The organism is Sphingobium xanthum (assembly GCF_019737615.1).
In the GTDB taxonomy this organism is placed as follows: domain Bacteria; phylum Pseudomonadota; class Alphaproteobacteria; order Sphingomonadales; family Sphingomonadaceae; genus Sphingobium; species Sphingobium xanthum.
In genome coordinates this window covers 82840-102001 of sequence record NZ_JAHKKS010000004.1, presented here as the reverse complement: position 1 = coordinate 102001, position 19162 = coordinate 82840, and the positions used below count along the sequence as shown (strand labels likewise).

Annotated in this window: 19 protein-coding genes; 5 read left to right on the top strand and 14 right to left on the bottom strand. The window is 64.0% G+C overall.

The genetic code is table 11. The features are described from left to right. Positions 1 to 18: 18 nt before the first annotated feature. Entirely contained in the window at positions 19 to 1374 is a 1356-nt protein-coding gene (locus KM135_RS19740; RefSeq protein ID WP_246605862.1) for a PEPxxWA-CTERM sorting domain-containing protein, read from the top strand. A 257-nt stretch (positions 1375 to 1631) separates the two neighbouring features. Continuing rightward, complete coding sequence (locus KM135_RS08890) at positions 1632 to 2273, top strand: PEPxxWA-CTERM sorting domain-containing protein (RefSeq protein ID WP_221713654.1); 642 nt, start codon at positions 1632 to 1634, stop codon at positions 2271 to 2273. A 104-nt stretch (positions 2274 to 2377) separates the two neighbouring features. Here the strand turns inward: KM135_RS08890 and rpmE are convergent, their stop codons facing one another. The 12 genes from rpmE to rpsB form a co-directional block, all read right to left on the bottom strand. Continuing rightward, positions 2378 to 2605, bottom strand: a complete 228-nt coding sequence (gene rpmE / locus KM135_RS08885; protein WP_221713653.1) for a 50S ribosomal protein L31 — start codon at positions 2603 to 2605, stop codon at positions 2378 to 2380. A 226-nt stretch (positions 2606 to 2831) separates the two neighbouring features. Continuing rightward, positions 2832 to 3317: a 3-hydroxyacyl-ACP dehydratase FabZ gene (gene fabZ / locus KM135_RS08880; protein ID WP_221713652.1), complete on the bottom strand. Its 486-nt coding sequence runs from the start codon at positions 3315 to 3317 to the stop codon at positions 2832 to 2834. A 7-nt stretch (positions 3318 to 3324) separates the two neighbouring features. Then, a complete protein-coding gene (locus tag KM135_RS08875; protein WP_221713651.1) occupies positions 3325 to 4020 on the bottom strand; it encodes an OmpH/Skp family outer membrane protein in 696 nt (231 codons plus the stop codon). Next, positions 4020 to 6743: an outer membrane protein assembly factor BamA gene (bamA, locus tag KM135_RS08870; protein ID WP_246605861.1), complete on the bottom strand. Its 2724-nt coding sequence runs from the start codon at positions 6741 to 6743 to the stop codon at positions 4020 to 4022. The genes KM135_RS08875 and bamA overlap by 1 nt, the downstream gene beginning before the upstream one ends. Positions 6744 to 6819: 76 nt before the next feature. After that, positions 6820 to 7956, bottom strand: a complete 1137-nt coding sequence (gene rseP / locus KM135_RS08865; protein WP_221713650.1) for an RIP metalloprotease RseP — start codon at positions 7954 to 7956, stop codon at positions 6820 to 6822. Then, a complete protein-coding gene (locus tag KM135_RS08860) occupies positions 7953 to 9116 on the bottom strand; it encodes a 1-deoxy-D-xylulose-5-phosphate reductoisomerase (protein ID WP_221713649.1) in 1164 nt (387 codons plus the stop codon). Before KM135_RS08860 ends, rseP begins: the two co-directional genes overlap by 4 nt. Then, positions 9113 to 9793 carry a phosphatidate cytidylyltransferase gene (locus KM135_RS08855; protein WP_221713648.1) on the bottom strand — a complete coding sequence of 227 codons (681 nt, stop codon included), beginning with the start codon at positions 9791 to 9793 and terminating at the stop codon, positions 9113 to 9115. Before KM135_RS08855 ends, KM135_RS08860 begins: the two co-directional genes overlap by 4 nt. After that, positions 9793 to 10557 carry an isoprenyl transferase gene (locus tag KM135_RS08850; RefSeq protein WP_221713647.1) on the bottom strand — a complete coding sequence of 255 codons (765 nt, stop codon included), beginning with the start codon at positions 10555 to 10557 and terminating at the stop codon, positions 9793 to 9795. Before KM135_RS08850 ends, KM135_RS08855 begins: the two co-directional genes overlap by 1 nt. A 39-nt stretch (positions 10558 to 10596) precedes the next feature. Continuing rightward, on the bottom strand, positions 10597 to 11154 hold the full coding sequence (gene frr, locus KM135_RS08845; protein WP_221713646.1) for a ribosome recycling factor: 558 nt from the start codon (positions 11152 to 11154) through the stop codon (positions 10597 to 10599). 19 nt (positions 11155 to 11173) lie between these two features. Then, positions 11174 to 11896, bottom strand: coding sequence for a UMP kinase (pyrH, locus tag KM135_RS08840; RefSeq protein WP_221713645.1), 723 nt, complete (start codon positions 11894 to 11896; stop codon positions 11174 to 11176). A gap of 112 nt (positions 11897 to 12008) precedes the next feature. Continuing rightward, positions 12009 to 12935: a translation elongation factor Ts gene (tsf, locus tag KM135_RS08835; protein ID WP_221713644.1), complete on the bottom strand. Its 927-nt coding sequence runs from the start codon at positions 12933 to 12935 to the stop codon at positions 12009 to 12011. Between the two features lie 104 nt (positions 12936 to 13039). Beyond that, a complete protein-coding gene (gene rpsB / locus KM135_RS08830) occupies positions 13040 to 13807 on the bottom strand; it encodes a 30S ribosomal protein S2 (RefSeq protein ID WP_221713643.1) in 768 nt (255 codons plus the stop codon). A gap of 148 nt (positions 13808 to 13955) precedes the next feature. On the opposite strand from rpsB, the gene KM135_RS08825 reads away from it, so the two are divergent. Further along, positions 13956 to 14237 carry a hypothetical protein gene (locus tag KM135_RS08825; RefSeq protein ID WP_221713642.1) on the top strand — a complete coding sequence of 94 codons (282 nt, stop codon included), beginning with the start codon at positions 13956 to 13958 and terminating at the stop codon, positions 14235 to 14237. Here KM135_RS08825 and KM135_RS08820 read toward each other — a convergent pair. Further along, a complete protein-coding gene (locus KM135_RS08820; RefSeq protein ID WP_425517020.1) occupies positions 14188 to 14952 on the bottom strand; it encodes a CDP-alcohol phosphatidyltransferase family protein in 765 nt (254 codons plus the stop codon). The genes KM135_RS08825 and KM135_RS08820 overlap by 50 nt on opposite strands. Positions 14953 to 15025: 73 nt before the next feature. Beyond that, positions 15026 to 15772: a phosphatidylserine decarboxylase gene (locus KM135_RS08815; protein ID WP_221713640.1), complete on the bottom strand. Its 747-nt coding sequence runs from the start codon at positions 15770 to 15772 to the stop codon at positions 15026 to 15028. 226 nt (positions 15773 to 15998) lie between these two features. On the opposite strand from KM135_RS08815, the gene KM135_RS08810 reads away from it, so the two are divergent. Together KM135_RS08810 and KM135_RS08805 are read left to right on the top strand one after the other, a co-directional pair. Further along, positions 15999 to 17219, top strand: a complete 1221-nt coding sequence (locus KM135_RS08810; RefSeq protein ID WP_221713639.1) for an NADP-dependent isocitrate dehydrogenase — start codon at positions 15999 to 16001, stop codon at positions 17217 to 17219. A gap of 122 nt (positions 17220 to 17341) precedes the next feature. Beyond that, entirely contained in the window at positions 17342 to 19129 is a 1788-nt protein-coding gene (locus KM135_RS08805) for a cation:proton antiporter domain-containing protein (protein WP_221713638.1), read from the top strand. Positions 19130 to 19162: the final 33 nt, after the last annotated feature.

The following is a 19162-nucleotide window of genomic DNA, read 5'->3' as shown; positions in this document are numbered from 1 at the left end:
GCAGGAAAGTGGGTGTTTATGAAAAAGCTATATGTAGGAGCAGGATTGCTCGCGTCGTTGTTGACCAGCTCAGCTATGGCCAACGATTTGTTTTTCCAGATGAATCCGAACCTGGCCGGTAGCGGCGACGTTCGCCAGGCCTTCATTTTTGGCGCCGCCAACTCGACAGGCTCCGTGACGGGCGGCAGCGGCTTCAACCAGGCGTTCGATCTGGGCGCCGAGGGCTTTACCGTGGTCACCCTCCCCCTTATCGACCAGCTCGGCAGCGGCGTGATCCAGAACCTCGGCTTCAAGATCAGCTCCGACTCGAACCTGAGCGCCTATTATCTCAGCCGCCGCGATGCCACGACCGACATGGCCTATGTCATCGATGGTTCGAAGCTCGGCACCGAATATGTCGTAGCCGGCTACCAGAACATCTTCGAAGACCAGATGTCGGTGCAGGCCACTGCCGACAACACCGTGGTGACCTTCACGCCGAAGGGCGCAGCCGCGTTCGATGTGACGCTGGATGCCGGCGAAACCTACATGTACACGGCTAACAGCAACCTGACCGGCAGCCGCATCACCTCGAGTGCCCCGGTCGCAGTCTTCTCCGGAAACCGCTGCACCAACGTGCCGACCGGCGTCGGCGCATGTGACCACCTGGTCGAGCAGATGCCGTCGATCGACTCGCTTTCCTCGACATATCTGCTGTCGCGTACTCCCCGCACCGGATCGCAGGGTGACGTGTTCCGTGTTGTCGCCACCGCTGATAATACGGAAGTGGAGGTGAACGGCGTCGTCGTCGCGACGCTCAATGCCGGCGATTATTACGAAGGTCGGGTCGCGGCCAGCGGCAGCAGTGTCGAGGCTAGCGCCAAGGTGCTCGTCGCGCAGTATCTCGTCGGTCAGGGTCAGGCGGGCACCAACACCGACCCGGCGATGACCATCGTCCCCGGTTCGGACCAGTGGCTGAAGTCATACGTGTTCGCCACGCCCTCCGGCGTCGCGGATTTCCCGACCGACTTCATCAGCGTGGTTATCAAGACCAGCGACCTCGGAACGCTGACCGTCGATGGCGCACTGGCAGATGCCGCACTGTTCAGCGCTCTGGGCAGCACCGGCTACAGCTTCGGCAATATCGACGTCTCGGCCTCCGTTGGTCCGTTCGACATCACTGCTGTGAGCGAGTTCCAGCTGCTGCTCACCGGCTATGACAGCTTCGATAGCTACTTCACCTATGGCGGCGCGGCATTCTCGCCGGGCGCATCTCCGCCCCCGCCGCCTCCCGGTGGCGTCCCCGAGCCGACGACCTGGGCGATGATGATCGCCGGCCTCGCGCTCGTCGGTGCTTCGATGCGCCGCCGAAAAGTCACCGTCAGCTTCGCCTGAACCGGCAGACAGACGGGAGAAAGGCCTCGGGAAACCGGGGCCTTTTTCTTTTCCCCCAGCCCAGGCCACGATCGATCTGGACAGCGCTACTCCTTCCGGCGCAATCCGGTCTCGATTTACGTCAGAACGTGGCTCGTTTCAGGCGCAGCGAAGCCGATGTCGACTTCATACAATGAGTCGTCCCGTCGGCGTGTTAACCATTTCCTAACAGCCGAAACGGGGTCGCGAACCAATCTGTTTCAGTGGGAGAGGTTATCATGAAATCCATCTATCTGACCGCCTTGGCGGGCGCAGCGATTGCCGTCAGCGCACCGGCCAGCGCCGTCACCGTCCTCACGTTCGAGGGGATTGCCGACAACACGGCCGTCGGCAATTTCTACGCGCCTGACTATATCTTTTCGGATGACACGCTGGCGCTCGTCGATGCCGATTCCGGCGGCGGCGGCAATTTCGCCAATGAACCTTCGCCGAACACGATCATGTTCTTCCTGAATGCGAACAACGCCGTTCTCAACGTCCCGGCCGGCTTCGACACCGGCTTCTCGTTCTTCTATACCTCATCGACCGCTGCGACCGTGACCGTCTATGACGGCCTCGACGCGACCGGCAATGTGCTCGGCACGATCGACCTCGACGCGCAGCACACGCGCGGCTGCACGGGCGATCCGAACGGTACCTTCTGCAACTGGACCGCGATCGGCGTTGCTTTCGCGGGCACCGCCATGTCGATCGACTTCGGCGGCACGGCCAATCAGACCGGCTATGACAACATCACCTTCGGTTCCGACCGTCCGGGCGGCGCGGTTCCCGAGCCCACCACCTGGGCCATGATGATCGGCGGTCTGGCCTTGGTCGGCGCGTCGATGCGTCGCCGCAAGGTTGCCGTCAGCTTCGCCTGATCGCACGCCGAAAAGGCAAAAGAGAAGGGCCCCGGAAACCGGGGCCCTTTTTCTGTGCCGTTGCCGGCCTGGATATCGGGCCGCCGCGTCGCGCGGCGCCGCGCTCAGCCCTTCTTGAGGGTGAGGCCGCCGAAGCGCTTGTTGAACTGGGCAACGCGGCCGCCGGTGTCCAGCTGGCGCGTACCGCCGGTCCAGGCGGGGTGCGACGTCGGGTCGATGTCGAGCGCCAGCGTGTCGCCTTCCTTGCCCCAGGTCGAGCGCGTCTGGAAGCTCGAGCCATCGGTCAGCTGGACGGTGATGAAGTGATAGTCGGGGTGCGTGTCTTTTTTCATGTCTTGCTCCATGGGCGACCGGTTTCCGACCGGTCTGGGGCTGATAGGAAGCGCGGCCCTAGCGTGGGAAGCGCGGGAATGCAAGGGTTGGCTCGTAAAAGCCCCTCCTCTTCAGAGGAGGGGTTGGGGTGGTGCTTCAACGATGCGGGCAATCGCTGCGCGAGCGATGCTGCGCATCGCCACCACCCCCCTGCCCCTCCTCTGAAGAGGAGGGGAGACTTTCGGGTCACCCCGCCGGCGGATCCGCGATCATGGCGATGCAGTTCGCCTCGGCGCAGAGTTTGCCCTCGATGCTCGCCTCACCCCGGAACTTGCAGATGTTGCGGCGAAGCTGAGTGAACTCGACCTTGAGATCAAGCAGGCAGCCGGGCTCGACGGGTGCGCGGAACTTCGCTTCCTCGATGCCCATGAAATAGACCAGCTTGCCACTGCCGGCGAGGTCCATGGACTCGATCGCCAGCACCGCCGCCGTCTGCGCCAGCGCCTCGATGATCAGCACGCCCGGCATGATGGGGCGGCCCGGGAAATGCCCCTGGAAAAATGCCTCGTTCATGGAGACGGCCTTGATCGCGTGGATCGAGGTGTTGGGCACCATCGAGACCACGCGATCCACAAGCAGCAGCGGATAGCGGTGCGGCAAGGCCGCCATGATGCGGCGAATGTCCAATCCACCCGTCGCGGCGGCCGCCGGCTGCCCCTGTTCAGCCGTCATGCCTGCCTCAGCGCCCTTCGGTGCGCGGACGCGGCTGCGGCGCGGCCGGAGCCGTGGCAGCGGGCGCAGCCGGCGCGGCGGCCGCGGGCTGCTGGCCCTGACCACCCGGACGCCAGCCCTGCGGCGGCACGATGCCGACCGACGGGACCAGCGCATTGATCTCCTGGATCAGCAGATTGGTGACGTCGGCGCCCGGCTGATAGGCTTCGGCCGCAGCGGCCTTCACCAGCAGGTCGATCTTGTTCTTGGTCATGACGCTCTTCAGCGCATCATCGACCTTGGTGCTGATCTGTTCGAGCGCATATTCGCGCGCGAGCTGGATTGGCTGGCCGATCTGCGCCAGTTCGGCCTGCGCTTCCTGCGCACGCTTCTGGAGCGCGTCATACTGCGTCTGGAGCTGCGTGCGCTGCGCGGGGGTCGGGTTCTGGCCCGCAGCCTGCGCGGCGGCCTGCAGCGCGTCCTGCTTCTGCTTGATCTCGGTCTGCAGCGCGGTCTGGCGCGCATTGAGCTGATCGATGTTGGCCTTGTAGGTCACCTGCATCTGCTGGCCTGCGGTCTGCGCGGCGGCCGACTGGCTGATGGCCTGCTCGATGTTGACGACGGCGATCGCCTGGCGGACCTGCGCGGCGGCCGGAGCTGCGGCACCCAGCGCCGCCGCCGACACCGTCGCCATGGCGAGGGCGGAGAATATGGAATTACGCATCAGAATTGAGTCCCTATGTTGAACGTGACGAGCTTGGTGTCGTCGCCCTCGGCCGTGATGAGGGCCTTGGCGACGTCGATCCGGAACGGACCGAAGGGCGAGTTCCAGTTGACGCCGAAACCCACGGAAACGCGCGGCTTGGGCGTGTCGCCCAGGAAGAACTCCTTGAAGCCGCCGACTTGCGTGCCCAAAACAACCTGTCCCGTCGGACAGCTCGCGCCGTTCGGGATCGAGTTGAGCGTTGCTGGATCTTGATTGTCCCAGCACTGGCGCAAGCCATTTGCGTCATACTGCGGCAGCGTGACGAGTTGAGGGAGGTCCAGAAGACCACCGTTCGCATATGTCGGGCGACGCACGCCGAACACGGCGCCCGCATCCAGGAAGATCGACGGACGCAAACCAAGGTCGCGCGCGCCCGAGCCAAGCGGAATCTCGACTTCCAGATGCGCGAGATAGTAGGCCCGGCCGCCGAGGGAATCGTCGGTCCAGTTCTCGCGATTTTCGTCGAGGCCGGTGGGATTGCCGTTCGTGTCGTAGATATAAGCCTTGCGCACGATGCGCGGGCCGACACCGCGGATATCGAAGCCGCGCAGCTGCGGCTCGCCGAGGAAGAAGCGATCGACGAGACGGACCGGATCGCTGCTCGCACTCGGAGCGCTCTCGAACGACTTGATGTACCCCGCCTCACCACGCATCGAGAAGATGAAGCCGCTGCCCAGGGGGAAATACTTGTCCGCCGACAAACGGCTGCGCAGATAGCGCACGCTGCCGCCGAGACCGGCGAAATCCTGGCTGAAGGTGACGCTGTGGCCGCGCGTCGGGCGGATGCGGTTATCGCGCGTATCGTAGAGCAGCGAATAGCCGATCGTCGATGTGGTGCGCTTGCCGATCGCATCGCACAGATACTGGCCGGCGATCAACGGCTCGCACTCGAACACGCCGGGGGTGCGACGATCGGAATAGTAGGTGCCCTGATCGAGCGTCACATTGTCGAACGACAGGCCGTAGCGCAGCGCCATCGAGAGATATTCGGTGATCGGAATGCCGGCGCGCAGCTGGAAGCCGGTACGCACCTGGCTGTAGATCGTGTTGCGGTCATTACCGGAGATGTAGTTGAACGAGTTCACGTCCTGCCGGAAGATATCAGCGCCGACCGCGATGTTCTTGTCAAGGAAATAGGGCTCGGTGAAGCCCACGTTCACGGACTTGGAATAGCTCGAATAATTGACCGAGGTGCGCAGCTCCTGACCCATGCCGCGGAAGTTGCGCTGGGTGACGGAGGCCGAGAGGATGAACCGCTCGAGCGACGAGAAACCCGCGGAAAGCTGAAGCTCGCCGGTCGCTTTCTCTTCGACATTGGTCTCAAGGACGATGCGATCGGGAGCGGAACCGGGCTTCTGCTCGATTTCCAGCTTCTCCTGGAAGAAGCCGAGCGAGTTGATGCGGTCTTCCGAGCGCTTGACCTGGAAGGTGTTGAACGCATCGCCCTCGTGCAGTCGGAACTCGCGCCGCACGACCTTGTCCTGAGTGATCGTGTTGCCATTGACGTCAATTCGCTCGACGTAAACGCGCGGCGCGTTCGCGATCCGGAAGGTGATCGACATGGTGCGTGCTTCTTTGTCCCGGTTGAACTCGGGCTGCACATCGGCAAAGGCATAGCCGAACAGACCGGCGGTCTGATTGAGCTGCTCGACCGTGTCCTCGACGTTCTTGGCGTTGTACCAGTCGCCCTTCTGCATGCGCAGGCCGCGAGTCAGGCCGTCCGACGACAGGTCGCGGATGTCGCTCTTCACGGCGACATCGCCGAAGTGATAGCGATCGCCTTCTTCCACCACATAAGTGATGATGAAGTCCTGCTTGTTGGACGTGAGCTCGGCCACGGCGGAGACGACACGGAAATCGGCATAGCCCTGCGTCAGGTAAAACTGGCGCAGCTTCTGCTGGTCATAAGCCAGCCGGTCTGGATCGTAGGTCGTGCCGGACGAAAACAAGCGGAACCAGCGCGACTGCTTGGTCGCCATCTCGCCGCGCAGGCGCCCGTCACCGAACACATCGTTGCCGATGATGTTGATCTGGCGAACCTTGGACTTGGGCCCTTCCGAGATTTCGTAGACGATATCGACGCGGTTCTGATCGAGCTTGACCAGCTTGGGATCGACGACGGCGGCGAAGCGACCCTGCCGACGATACAGCTCGATGATGCGCGCGACGTCCGCACGCACCTTCGAGCGCGTATAGATCTGGCGCGGGGCCATCTTGATCTCTGGCAGGATCTTGTCGTCCTTGAGACGACGATTGCCTTCGAGAACGATGCGGTTGATCACCGGATTCTCGACCACCTGAATGGTGAGCGCGCCGAGATTGTCGCGGATCTGCACGTCCGAGAACAGTTCGCTCGCATACAGCTCACGCAGCGCGTCGTCGAGCGTTGCGCGCGTATAGTTCGTGCCCACGCGCAGGCGCGTCGTGTAGGACAGAACCGTGTCCGGCTCCAGGCGCTGCGCGCCCTCCACGGTGATCGACTTGATCGCACGCGACTGGCTAGCGGACGACGCCGGCGCAGCAGCCGGCAGCGCACCGGCAGCAGGTGCGGCAGGCAGGGTCGGCGCAGGCGCAGGCACCTGCTGCGCGCCGGCAGGCGCCGCGACACCGGCAAGGATGGTTCCGCACAGAAGCAGAGGCGCGAGGCGGCCCTGTGTCGAAGTCCGTCGTATTTCGCTCAAACCTTGCTTCCTCGCCTAATCCTGAAAGCGCCCGTCCACCCCACGGACATACGCGCTGCTCCCTGCCCCAACCTACTCAGCCAATCAAGCCGGTGAGACCGCGCCAAAGCCCGAAGGATGCCAGATCGTTCAATGTCACGAAGATCATGAGACCCAGCAAAAGTGCGAGGCCGGAACGAAAGGCAATTTCCTGAAGGCGGGGACTGACCGGTCTGCGCTGTATGGCTTCGATCCCGTAGAAGAATAAATGACCCCCGTCGAGCATGGGAATTGGCAACAGGTTGATGAACCCCAAGTTAATCGACACGAGCGCGATGAAGGCAATCAGCGCTTCCGGGCCAAGCGCGGCCTGCTCGCCGGAGAATTGCGCCATTTTGAGCGGACCGCCCAATTCCTGCAGCGAGCGCTTGCCGAGAATGATGTCGACGAGACCATCCGCCATCATGCCGATCAGCTCTCCGGTGCGGCGCAGGCCGACCAGCGGCGCTTCCAGGAGACCGACCGGGCGCAGGACGGACTGGGTGCTTTGCACGCCCAGCGCGCCATAGCGATATTCGTTGCCGAACCGATCCCGCTCGACCTGTGCGCCGACCACGATGGGGAGCGTAAGATTGGTGCCGTTGCGCTGAACCTCGATGTCGACCTTTTCGCCGGGCACATGCGAGACGACGAGCTTCTTGAGATCGGGGAAAAGCTCGACCTCGACACCGGCAAAGCCGACGATCCGGTCCCCTGTCTTGAGACCCGCTTTTTCCGCTGCCGAACCCTTCACGATGGCGCTGACCTGCGCGGGCGTGACGTTCTCACCATAAGCAAAGGCAAAACCGGCCAGCACGATTGCGGCGAAAAGCAGGTTCACAACCGGCCCGGCAGCGACGATCAGCGCGCGCTGCCACACCGGCTTGGCCGGAAAGGTACGATTGCGCTCATGCGGGGGCAGTTCGAGCCAGGCCGGATCGGTCTGGCTGGCGGCATTCATGTCACCCGCGAACTTCACATAACCGCCGAGCGGCATCGCCGCGATGCGCCAGCGCGTTCCGCGCTTGTCATGCCAGGCCACGAGTTCCTTGCCGAAGCCGATCGAGAAGGTCTCGGCATGCACGCCGAACCAGCGACCGACCAGATAATGGCCCAGCTCATGGACGAAGACGAGTGGCCCGATAACCACCAGGAAGGCAAGGACCGTGAACAGGAAACCGGGATTTGCAGTCAATTGATGAGCTCCGCAGCCAGACGCTCCGCTACCCTGCGCGCGTCCTTGTCTATGGCCCAGACATCCTCGATGCCGGCCACCGGCAACATTTCGACACGCGCTAGCACGTCTTCGACAATCCGGCCAATATCAAGAAAGCCGATCCGCCCTTCCAGAAAGGCCATCACGGCGACCTCATTGGCCGCGTTGAGCGCGGCAGGGGCGCTTCCGCCCGCCTCGATCGCCTCGCGCGCGAGCCGGAGCGCCGGGAAACGCCGTTCGTCCGGCGCCTCAAAATCGAGCCGGCCGATCTTCGCGAGATCGAGCGGCTGACACGGCGTCTCCATACGCGCGGGCCAGGCAAGCGTGCTCGCGATCGGCACGCGCATGTCCGGGCAGCCAAGCTGAGCGATGGTCGAGCGATCCTTATATTCCACCATGGAGTGGATGACGGATTGCGGATGAACGAGGATTGAAAGCCGCTCCAGACCGACCGGAAAAAGATGATAGGCTTCGATCAGCTCGAGACCCTTGTTCATCATCGTCGCGCTATCGATCGTGATCTTGCGACCCATCGTCCAGTTCGGGTGCTTGAGCGCCTGCTCGGGCACGACCAGACGCATCGCCTCATAGGACATGGTCCGGAACGGGCCACCGCTTGCGGTGAGGATGATCCGCTCCACCGCCTCGATCCCGCCGCTCTGCAGGCACTGGAAGATGGCATTATGCTCGCTGTCGACCGGCAGCAGCAACGCGCCGCTCTGCGCAACGGCCGCCATCATGATGGCCCCGGCGGAAACGAGCGCTTCCTTGTTGGCCAGAGCGACCGTCCGCCCGTGCCGGATCGCTGCCAGCGTGGGCGCGAGGCCCGCGCAACCGACAATAGCGGCCATGGTCCAGTCCGCACCCAGATCCGTCGCCTCGACCAGCGCATCGGCGCCGGCGGCGGCTTCGATGCCGGTACCGGCCAAAGCGGCCTTGAGATCTCCGTAGCGACTCTCGTCCGCCACGACAGCGAGGCGCGCGCGATGCTGGATCGCCGCAGCCGCCAGCTTGGTCGTGTCGCAGCCCGCAGTCAGGGCGAGAACGTCATAGGCGTCGGGATCGCGCCCGATGAGGTCCAGTGTGGACTGGCCAACGGACCCGGTTGCGCCAAAGATCGAGACAGTCCGCGCAGTCACAGCATTGGGTTCCCGATCCAGTATAGCCCGCCGGCCACCAGCGCCGCGAGCAACAGCCCATCAACGCGGTCGAACAGGCCCCCATGGCCCGGAATGAGATTGCCGCTGTCTTTTGCAACCGCCCGGCGCTTGACCCAGCTCTCGAAGAAATCGCCCGCTTGCGCCACAACGGCGACAAGCGCGCCACCGGCCAGGAAGGCTATTGATAAGGCGAGAAAGTAACTCTCGTCATGCAGGATGAACCGGAGCGCGAACACCGATGTCAGCGCAGCGGCAACCATGCCGCCGAACAGGCCAGCCCAGGTCTTCGAGGGGCTGATCGACGGCGCGATCTTGGGGCCCCCGAAGGTACGCCCGGAGAAATAGGCGCCGATATCCGTCGCGATGACCGCCGCCAGCAGTGGCAGGAACAGGCCGCGCTCATTGAGCGTGACGATAGCGATCGCGGCCAGCGCCACATAACAGATACCGAAAGCCAGCCAGGTGAGGCGCGTGCTGCGGTCATCCGGAAAGCGATCGACGAGCCCTTTCCATTCCCAGACGAGCAGCACCGAACCGGCGGCGACGAACAGGCTGAACACGGCGCCGCCCGCCCAGAGCGCCAAGGCCACGATCACAATCATGATGATCGCGGAAGCGGTGCGCACCGGCAAATCGGAACGCGGCGTCTCCGCCATCACCGGCCTCCGTAGCGGCGCTCGCGCCTCGCATAGACATCGACAGCGGCCGCAAGACATGCCTCGTCGAAATCGGGCCAGAGCGTGTCGGTGAAGAACAGCTCTGCATAAGCGGCTTGCCACAGCAGGAAATTCGACAGGCGCACTTCGCCCGAGGTACGGATGAGCAGATCGAGCGGCGGCAGGTCGGCCGTGTCGAGCTCCGCCGCGATTAGATCCGGCGAGATTGCCTCCGGATCGAGCGTGCCTGCCTGTATGCGCTCGCCGAGCTTGCGCATGGCGCGCGCCAGCTCGTCCTGCGATCCATAATTGAGCGCCACGACAAGGGTCGAGCCGGTATTGCCCGCCGTCCTGGCCACGGCCTCATCGACCATGGCGGCGGCCTCCGGCTCGAAGGCGCGATGATCGCCGATAATCCTGAGCCGGATATTCGAAGCGTGGATCTCGTCCAGCTCGGAGCGGATGAACTGTTTCATCAGGCCGGTGAGATCGGCAATCTCCTCCTCCGGCCGCTTCCAGTTCTCTGAGGAGAAAGCATAGAGCGTGACGCACTCGATGCCGAGCTTGGCCGAGGCGCGCAAGGTCCGGCGCACAGCTTCCGCCCCTGCGCGATGCCCGGCGACACGCGGGAGATGCCGCGCCTTGGCCCAGCGGCCATTGCCGTCCATGATGATCGCGACATGACGCGGCACGACGGCCGGGCCGTCACCGGCGGCAGGCGCCGGGGCCGTCTTGCGCGACAATCTGGAGCGCGAAAGGATCATCGCCGCCGTGCGCCTTTGTCCAAGCGACCGCAGGCCCGCTTATTTGCCAAGGATTTCCTTTTCCTTGGCCTGGGCCGCCGCATCGATATCGGCAATGGTCGCGTCCGTCAGCTTCTGGACCTCGGTCTCGTGGCGCTTGCGCTCGTCCTCGCTGATCTCGCCCTTCTTCTCGTCGGTCTTGAGATTGTCCATACCGTCGCGGCGGACATTGCGGGCGGCGATCCGGGCCTTCTCGGCATATTGACCGGCCAGCTTGGCCAGTTCCTTACGACGCTCTTCGGTCAGGTCCGGAATGGGCAGGCGGACATTCTGTCCATCGACGATCGGGTTGAGACCGAGGCCCGCGGAACGGATCGCCTTATCGACCGGGCCGACATTGCTCTTGTCCCACACCTGCACGGAGAGCATGCGCGGTTCCGGCGCGGAGATGGTCGCGACCGATGTCAGCGGCATGTGCGAGCCATAGACCTCGACCGTGACGGGCTCCAGCAGCGCCGTGTTCGCGCGGCCGGTGCGCAGGCCGGACAGATCGTGCTTCAGCGCTTCGGTGGCGCCGGCCATGCGGCGCTCCAGATCAGCCTTGTCATATTTTGCCATCGTGCCTCTCCGATCTTCTTCAGGCGCCGCCATCGACGCGGGTGGACACACCCTCGCCGCGCAGCACCTTGGCGAGATTGCCTTGTTCGCGAATGTTGAAGACGATGATGGGCACCGCATTATCGCGGCAGAGCGCGAGGGCGCTGGCATCCATCACCTTGAGGTTCCTGCTCAGAACCTCGTCATAACTCACTCGATCATAACGCTTTGCTGTGGAGTCGAGCTTGGGGTCAGCATTGTAGACGCCGTCCACCGAGGTGCCCTTGTAGAGCGCGTCGCAGTCCATCTCGGCCGCGCGGAGGGCAGCGCCGCTGTCCGTCGTGAAATAGGGGCTGCCGACGCCGGCGGCGAAGATCACCACCCGGCCCTTCTCCAGATGGCGTAATGCGCGGCGGCGAATATAGGGCTCGCAGATGCTGGCCATCGGGATGGCGGACTGGACGCGCGTGGCGACGCCGAGATGCTCGAGCGCATCCTGCATGGCGAGCGCGTTCATGACAGTCGCCAGCATGCCCATATAGTCGGCATTGGCGCGGTCCATGCCCTTGGCGGCGCCAGCCATGCCGCGGAAAATATTGCCACCGCCAATGACAAGGCAGAGCTCGTAGCCGGCATCCTTGGCTTGCTTCACTTCACCTGCGACGCGGGCCACCGTGCCCGGATCGATGCCGAAATTCTGGTCGCCCATGGCGGCTTCGCCCGACAGCTTGAGCAGGATGCGCTTGGGGGAAGCTGACGTCATGAGGCCCTTCAAATGCCGTGCGGGGATATGGAAGCGGCGCGACCTTAGTTAGGCCGCGCCGCTATGCCAAGCGCCGAGCGATGCACGGCGCATTCGTCTGTGGATAAGCCGATCAGACGCCAGCGGCGGCTGCAACCTCGGCTGCAAAGTCCTTCTCTTCCTTCTCGATGCCTTCACCGAGCTGGAAGCGGACATAGTCGACAAGCTGGATGGTCGTGCCGGCGTCCTTGGCCGCCTTGGCAACGACGTCCGCGATCGGCGTCTTGTTGTCGATCACGAAGAGCTGCGAGAGAAGCGCGTTTTCCTTGGCGAACTTCGCGACGGCACCATCGACCATCTTGGCGACGATGTCGGCGGGCTTGCCGGATTCGGCAGCCTTCTCAGCCGCGACCTTGCGCTCGCGATCGAGAATCTCGCCGTCGATGTCCTCGGCCTTCAGCGCCACCGGGAAAGCGGCAGCGATGTGCATGGCGATCTGCTTGCCGAGCGGGGCAAGCACATCGGCACCGGCCGGGCTCTCCAGAGCGACCAGCACGCCGATCTTGCCGAGGCCCGGCGCAACCGCATTGTGCATATAGTCGACGACCAGACCCTGGCTCACCGACACCGCCTTGACGCGGCGCAGCTGCTGGTTCTCGCCGATCGTGGCGACATTGGTCACCAGCGCATCGTTGATCGTGCCGCCTGCCGGGTGCGGCGCGGCAAGCAGCGTCTCGGCGTCACCGATGGCGCTCGCCAGTGCAACCTCGCCCGCCGTGCGGACGAAGCCCTGGAACTGGTCGTTCTTGGCGACGAAGTCGGTCTCGCTGTTGACCTCGACGGCGACGCCGCGCGTGCCATCGACAGCCACGACCACGAGGCCCTCGGCCGCAGTGCGGCTCGACTTCTTGGCGGCGGCGGCGAGGCCCTTGGCGCGCAGCCAATCGACGGCGGCTTCGACGTCGCCGTTGGTTTCGGCCAGCGCCTTCTTGCAATCCATCATGCCGGCGCCCGAGCGCTCGCGCAGATCCTTGACGGCGGCTGCAGTAATCTCTGCCATATGCTTGGCTCCCTAAACTGAAATTGGGGGTCCGTTAGGCGGATCAGATGACACTATTGAGTCATCGATCCGCCCACGGTCCGTTCCCGAGGAACGGATGAAACTCAGGCCTGGGCGTCTTCGGCCAGCGCCTCTTCGGCCGGCGGCTCGGACATGGCGCCGAGATCGATGCCGGAAGCAGCGGCCGCGCCCTGATTGCCGCGGGTCGCCGCCTGGGCGATCGCGTCGCAATAAAGGCGGATGGCGCGGCTGGCGTCGTCATTGGCCGGAACCGGGAACGCAATGCCCTGCGGATCGACGTTCGAGTCCAGGATCGCTACGACCGGAATACCGAGCGTGTTGGCTTCCTTGATCGCCAGCTCTTCCTTGTTGGCGTCGATGACGAACATGACATCGGGGATGCCGTTCATGTCGCGAATGCCGCCGAGCGAGAGCTCCAGCTTGTCGCGCTCGCGCGTCATCTGAAGCACTTCCTTCTTGGTGAGGCCGTGCGTGTCGCCCGAGAGGCGCTCTTCAAGCGACTTGAGACGCTTGATCGAACCCGAGATCGTCTTCCAGTTGGTGAGCATGCCGCCCAGCCAGCGATGATTGACGAAATGCTGGCCCGAACGACGGGCTGCGTCCGCGATCGGCTCCTGCGCCTGACGCTTCGTGCCGACGAACAGCACCTTGCCACCGGCAGCGACGCTGGCGTTCACGAACTCGAGAGCGCGCGCGAAGAGCGGCACGGACTGCGAGAGATCGATGATGTGGATGCCGTTCCGCTCGCCGAAAATGTACGGCTTCATGCGGGGATTCCAGCGGTGGGTCTGGTGGCCGAAGTGCGCGCCGGCCTCGATCAATTGGTGAAGGGTGACGACAGGAGCCGCCATAAGTAAATTCCTTTCCGGTTAGTCCTCTGGACCCCAGTGACCGCGAAGCGGCACCGGTATGTAGCGGGGTCCATGTGGGTTAGGCGGGCGCCCTTAAGCGAAAAAAGCCGCATGCGCAAGGCTTGACAATATGCGAACAAAAGAACAAATGAAGAACATTCTGGAACTCTGCCGAATCGGAAGCGTTTTCGGCACGCAGAATGAAAGGAAGACCATGTTCTATCTGCTCGGATCGCTCCTTTTCGCCATCGCCATGATGGCGGCCTTTGCCGTCATGATCGACAATTTCGCGCAGTATCGCCGGGCGATGATCGCCGCTTTGCGCACGCTCAGCATGGATGGCTTCGCCGCTTCACCAACACCGGCCAAGCCCGTACCCTTCAACCGTCAGCCTGTAACGGCATTGACGCCCCGGCAAGCCGCCGCTTGACGCGGGCGTAGCTGATCATGCCGACCGGGATCAGCGCGACATAGCCGAGGGTCAACGCCAGCAGGGCGTGCCAGGGCGCGACCATCAGGCTGGCGGCGAAAACACCGGCAAGAAGGATCGCGAACAGCCGCCAGGCCGGCGGAACGCGCATACGCTTCCAGCCCAGGGTCGGCACATTCGAGATCATCAGCAGCGCGGTGATCACGATCCATGGGGCAACGAGGCGCCAGTCGCGGAATATATCCATCGACGTGATGAACCAGGCATAGAGCGGGAGCAGCGCCAGCCCCGCCCCCGCCGGCGCGGGCACGCCGGTTAGAAAGCCCGCAGCCTTGCGTGGCTGCTCCTCGACGTCAATCATCGCATTGAAGCGGGCAAGCCGCAGCGCGCAGGACAGCGCGAGCACCAGACAGACGATCCATCCGAAGCGCGGCATCGCCTCCAGCGACCAGAGATAGAGGATCAGCGCCGGCGAGACACCGAACGCAATGGCGTCCGACAGCGAATCCAGCTCGGCGCCGAACCGGCTGTCCGCATGCAGGAGGCGGGCGATCCGGCCATCGATGCCGTCGAGCACGCCCGCGAAGATGATCGCGGCGACCGCGCGTTCCCAATCGCCCGAAATGCCGTAGCGGATCGCGGTGAGGCCGAAGCACAGCGCCATGGCCGTCACGGCGTTGGGCGCAACCTGCCGCAAGGTGATGCCGCGGCTCATGCGGCGAAGGCCAATGGGGCGTGGACGACGCATCAGCGTGCACCGGGCCGGCGCCGAAGGGCGCGCCGCGACATCATTGGAGCACGCCCGCCGTCGCCTTCGCATCGCCGAGATATGCGAGAATCGTCTCGCCGGCGACGGTATGCGTGCCGAGCGTCACTTTCGGCGCGGTGCCGGCGGGCAGATAGACATCGACCCGGCTGCCGAAGCGAATGAGACCGATCCGCTGCCCCGCCGCGACGATGTCGCCGCGTTTGACGAACGGCACGATCCGGCGCGCCACGAGGCCGGCAATCTGCGTGAAGCCGATCCGCACGCCATCGGCGCGCTCGACGAGGATGTGCTGGCGTTCATTGTCCTCGCTGGCCTTGTCGAGATCGGCATTGATGAACTTGCCACTGATGTAGACGACGTCCTTGATTGTGCCGCCGATGGGCGTGCGATTGATATGAACGTCAAACACGCTCATGAAAATCGAGACACGGACCATTGGTTCCATGCCGAGCTTGTCCGGCCCCGCCATTTCCGGCGGCGGCGACACGGTCTGAATAAGCGTCACCAGCCCGTCGGCGGGCGCGATGACCGCATATTCGTCCTGCGGCACAGCGCGGACAGGATCCCGGAAGAACGCGAAGACCCAGATCGTCACACCGGCAAGCAGCCATGCAAGAGTCGTCCAGCCCAGCAAGGCCACAAGCGCCGTGATGCCGGCAGCGATGGCGCCGAACTTGCGCCCTTCGGGGTGAACGGCCGGGAAGCTCCACTTGACGTTGGTCTTCGTGGCGGCGACCGGCTGCGTCCCGGAAATTTCTGTTGTCATGTGCATCAGTCTAGGCAGACCGAGCGACCGGCACAATCCCTGATGGCCCGCGAAACCCGCCGCGAGCCCGCGAAGCACTCCAATTGAAGCAGGCAGACTGACACTTCTCTGCCGCTACCGGTTGATCAAGCGCGCATCCTTGCCTAGAGGCAAAATGGACAGACCGATGGCTGCTTCTCCTCGCGGCCGATCACTCGGACTCCAAACAGGGAAAGACCAGGCGCGCATGAGCAAGATCAAGGTGAAGAACCCTGTCGTCGAAATCGACGGCGATGAGATGACCCGCATCATCTGGGAATGGATCAGGGAGCGGCTGATCAAGCCGTATCTCGACATCGAACTTCACTATTACGATCTCGGCGTCGAAGAGCGCGACCGCACCGACGACCAGATCACGATCGATTCCGCCAATGCCATCGCCAAATATGGCGTGGGCGTGAAGTGCGCGACCATCACCCCCGACGAACAGCGCGTCGAAGAATTCAACCTCAAGCAGATGTGGAAGTCGCCCAACGGCACGATCCGCAATATTCTGGGCGGCGTCGTGTTCCGCGAGCCGATCGTCATCAAGAACGTTCCTCGGCTCGTGCCGGGCTGGACCGACCCGATCGTCATCGGCCGTCACGCCTTCGGCGACCAGTATCGCGCGACCGACTTCCTCGTCCCCGGCCCCGGCAAGCTGCGCCTCGTCTTCGAGGGCGATGACGGCGCCGTCATCGACCGCGAGGTCTTCAAGTTCCCCGGCTCCGGTGTCGCCATGTCGATGTACAATCTCGACCAGTCGATCATCGACTTTGCTCGCGCCTCGATGAACTTCGCGCTGGATCGCAAGTGGCCGCTCTACCTCTCGACCAAGAACACGATCATCAAGGCCTATGACGGCCGTTTCAAGGATCTGTTCCAGGACATTTTCGACAAGGAATTCAAGGACCAGTTTGCCGCTGCCGGCATCGAATATCAGCATCGCCTGATCGATGACATGGTCGCGGCCGCGCTAAAGTGGAGCGGCAAGTTCGTCTGGGCGTGCAAGAACTATGACGGCGACGTCCAGTCCGACACCGTCGCGCAGGGCTTCGGCTCGCTCGGCCTCATGACCTCGGTCCTGATGTCGCCAGACGGCAAGACCATCGAGGCCGAGGCGGCGCACGGCACCGTGACGCGCCACTATCGCCAGCACCAGCAGGGCAAGGCGACCTCGACCAACCCGATCGCGTCCATCTTCGCCTGGACCGGCGGCCTCAAGTTCCGTGGCAAGTTCGATGAAACGCCCGACGTGGTTCGCTTTGCCGAGGCGCTGGAGCGCGTGTGCATCCGCACGGTCGAGGAAGGCGACATGACGAAGGACCTCGCCCTGCTCGTCGGCCCCGATCAGGCCTGGATGACCACCGAGCAGTTCTTCGAGCGCATCCGCGCCAATCTCGAAACCGAGATGAGCAACTGGAAATAGGGATCAGCAGCCTTGGGAGGATCGCATCGCTCTTGCTCCACGTCCGCGCGCCGCGCGGGCCGGGCAGAGCGTCGATGCCTCCCCGCGTGCCGGGAGACCGGCTGACATGAACGGGCGCTGACATGGACGGGCATGGGGCCTTCAGCAGCGTGGGCTACAGCGATGCGCTGGTGATCCTGGGCGCGGCTGGCCTCGTCATCCCCGCATTCGCGCGCCTGCGGATCAGCCCAGTCATCGGGTTCATCCTCGTCGGCATGCTGGTCGGCCCGTTCGGGCTCGGCCGCTTCGTCGGGCAGTTTCCGGCGCTTTTCTACGTCACCATCTCCAACTCGACGGCGGTTTCGTCCTTCGCCGAGTTTGGCATCGTGCTGCTGCTCTTCTCCATCGGCCTCGAACTCTCGTTCAAGCGCCTCTGGTCGATGCGCGCCTTCGTGTTCGGCATTGGCGCAGCGGAGCTCATCGGCGGCGCGACCCTCATCGCTGGCGGCTTCCTGCTGTTCGGCAGCAGTCTCTATGCATCGATCGGCCTCGGCCTCGCCCTCGCCCTCTCTTCCACCGCGCTCGTTCTGCCTATCGCCGGTACGCAGTCGCCGGTCGGCAAGGCCGCCTTCTCGATGCTCCTGTTCGAGGATCTGGCGCTCGTGCCGATCGTGTTCGCGCTCGGCGCCATGGCGCCCAATGTCGCGGACGACGGCTGGCGCAATCTCGCTTCGGTCATCGTGACGGGCGGCCTGACGGTCGCCGCCATGCTTGTCGCCGGGCGCTATCTACTGCCACGCCTGTTTGCCCAAGCGGCCCGAACGAAGAGCTCGGAAGTCTTCCTGGCGGCCAGCCTGCTCGTCGTCATGGTCTCGAGCCTGCTGACGGCCGCCGCAGGCCTTTCGCCGATCGTGGGCGCGCTGGTCGCCGGTCTCCTCATCGCCGAGACCGACTATCATGGCGAAGTCGAGGTCATGACCGAGCCCTTCAAGGGCCTTGCGCTCGGTGTGTTCCTCATCACCGTCGGCATGGCGATCGATCCAATGGAATTGATGCGGCTCTGGGACACTTTGCTCTTCGCGATCACTGCGGTGATCGTCGCCAAGACGATCGTGACCGCCCTTCTGCTGCGGCTCGCGGGCGCGCGGCGCGGCGTAGCGCTCGAAACCAGCATGCTGATGGCGAGCCCGTCCGAAACGACCCTTATCGTGCTGGCAACCGCCGTTACCGCCAATCTGATCAGCGCCAGTACGGCGCAATTCTGGCAGATGGCGACCGCAATCGGCCTCACGGTGACGCCGATCCTCGCGCGTGTCGGCCATGACATCGCCCGGCGAATCGAGATGCGATCGAGCGATCTCGACATCGAGGTGAAAGGCGACGAGACGAGCGGCGCGGTCATCCTGGGCTTCGGCCGCGTGGGCCGCATGGTCGCGGACCTGCTGCGCACCCATAATCTGCCCTATGTCGGCGTCGAGAGCGACATCGACATCGTCAGCAATGCGAGCCGGGACGGCTATGTCGTGCGGTTCGGCGACGTGGCACGGCCCGATACGCTGGATCGCCTCCGCCTCGGCCATGCGCGCGCGCTCATCATCACCATGGACGACCCCGTGCTCGCCGTGCGCATCACCAAGCGCGTGCGCGGCTGGGCGCCGGACCTGCCGATCATCGTGCGCGCGCGCGACACGGATCATGCCGCCGAGCTCTATAGCGCCGGTGCGAGCGACGCGGTGCCCGAGACGCTGGAAAGCTCGCTGCATCTGGCGGAGACGGCGCTGGTCGATCTCGGCCTCGCCATGGGGCCGGTGATCGCATCGGTCCACCAGAAGCGCGAAGACCTGCAGAATGCGATCAAGGCAGCCGCGAAAATGGAGCATGCGCCGCGGCTGCGCAGCCGGCGGCTGAACGAGGCGGGCGAGATCGGCTGATCTTTGGATCGGTGAATGGCAGGGCCGACAATG

Bases quoted from the DNA above. Each gene is read 5' to 3' on its own strand.
- KM135_RS08875 (WP_221713651.1), bottom strand. From the start codon at position 4,020: ATGCGTAATTCCATATTCTCCGCCCTCGCCATGGCGACGGTGTCGGCG.
- frr (WP_221713646.1), bottom strand. From the start codon at position 11,154: ATGGCAAAATATGACAAGGCTGATCTGGAGCGCCGCATGGCCGGCGCC.
- KM135_RS08825 (WP_221713642.1), top strand. From the start codon at position 13,956: ATGAAGAACATTCTGGAACTCTGCCGAATCGGAAGCGTTTTCGGCACG.
- pyrH (WP_221713645.1), bottom strand. From the start codon at position 11,896: ATGACGTCAGCTTCCCCCAAGCGCATCCTGCTCAAGCTGTCGGGCGAA.
- KM135_RS08855 (WP_221713648.1), bottom strand. From the start codon at position 9,793: ATGGCGGAGACGCCGCGTTCCGATTTGCCGGTGCGCACCGCTTCCGCG.
- KM135_RS08810 (WP_221713639.1), top strand. From the start codon at position 15,999: ATGAGCAAGATCAAGGTGAAGAACCCTGTCGTCGAAATCGACGGCGAT.
- tsf (WP_221713644.1), bottom strand. From the start codon at position 12,935: ATGGCAGAGATTACTGCAGCCGCCGTCAAGGATCTGCGCGAGCGCTCG.
- KM135_RS19740 (WP_246605862.1), top strand. From the start codon at position 19: ATGAAAAAGCTATATGTAGGAGCAGGATTGCTCGCGTCGTTGTTGACC.
- fabZ (WP_221713652.1), bottom strand. From the start codon at position 3,317: ATGACGGCTGAACAGGGGCAGCCGGCGGCCGCCGCGACGGGTGGATTG.
- KM135_RS08850 (WP_221713647.1), bottom strand. From the start codon at position 10,557: ATGATCCTTTCGCGCTCCAGATTGTCGCGCAAGACGGCCCCGGCGCCT.
- rpmE (WP_221713653.1), bottom strand. From the start codon at position 2,605: ATGAAAAAAGACACGCACCCCGACTATCACTTCATCACCGTCCAGCTG.
- KM135_RS08815 (WP_221713640.1), bottom strand. From the start codon at position 15,772: ATGACAACAGAAATTTCCGGGACGCAGCCGGTCGCCGCCACGAAGACC.
- KM135_RS08805 (WP_221713638.1), top strand. From the start codon at position 17,342: ATGGACGGGCATGGGGCCTTCAGCAGCGTGGGCTACAGCGATGCGCTG.
- rpsB (WP_221713643.1), bottom strand. From the start codon at position 13,807: ATGGCGGCTCCTGTCGTCACCCTTCACCAATTGATCGAGGCCGGCGCG.
- KM135_RS08820 (WP_425517020.1), bottom strand. From the start codon at position 14,952: ATGAGCCGCGGCATCACCTTGCGGCAGGTTGCGCCCAACGCCGTGACG.
- KM135_RS08890 (WP_221713654.1), top strand. From the start codon at position 1,632: ATGAAATCCATCTATCTGACCGCCTTGGCGGGCGCAGCGATTGCCGTC.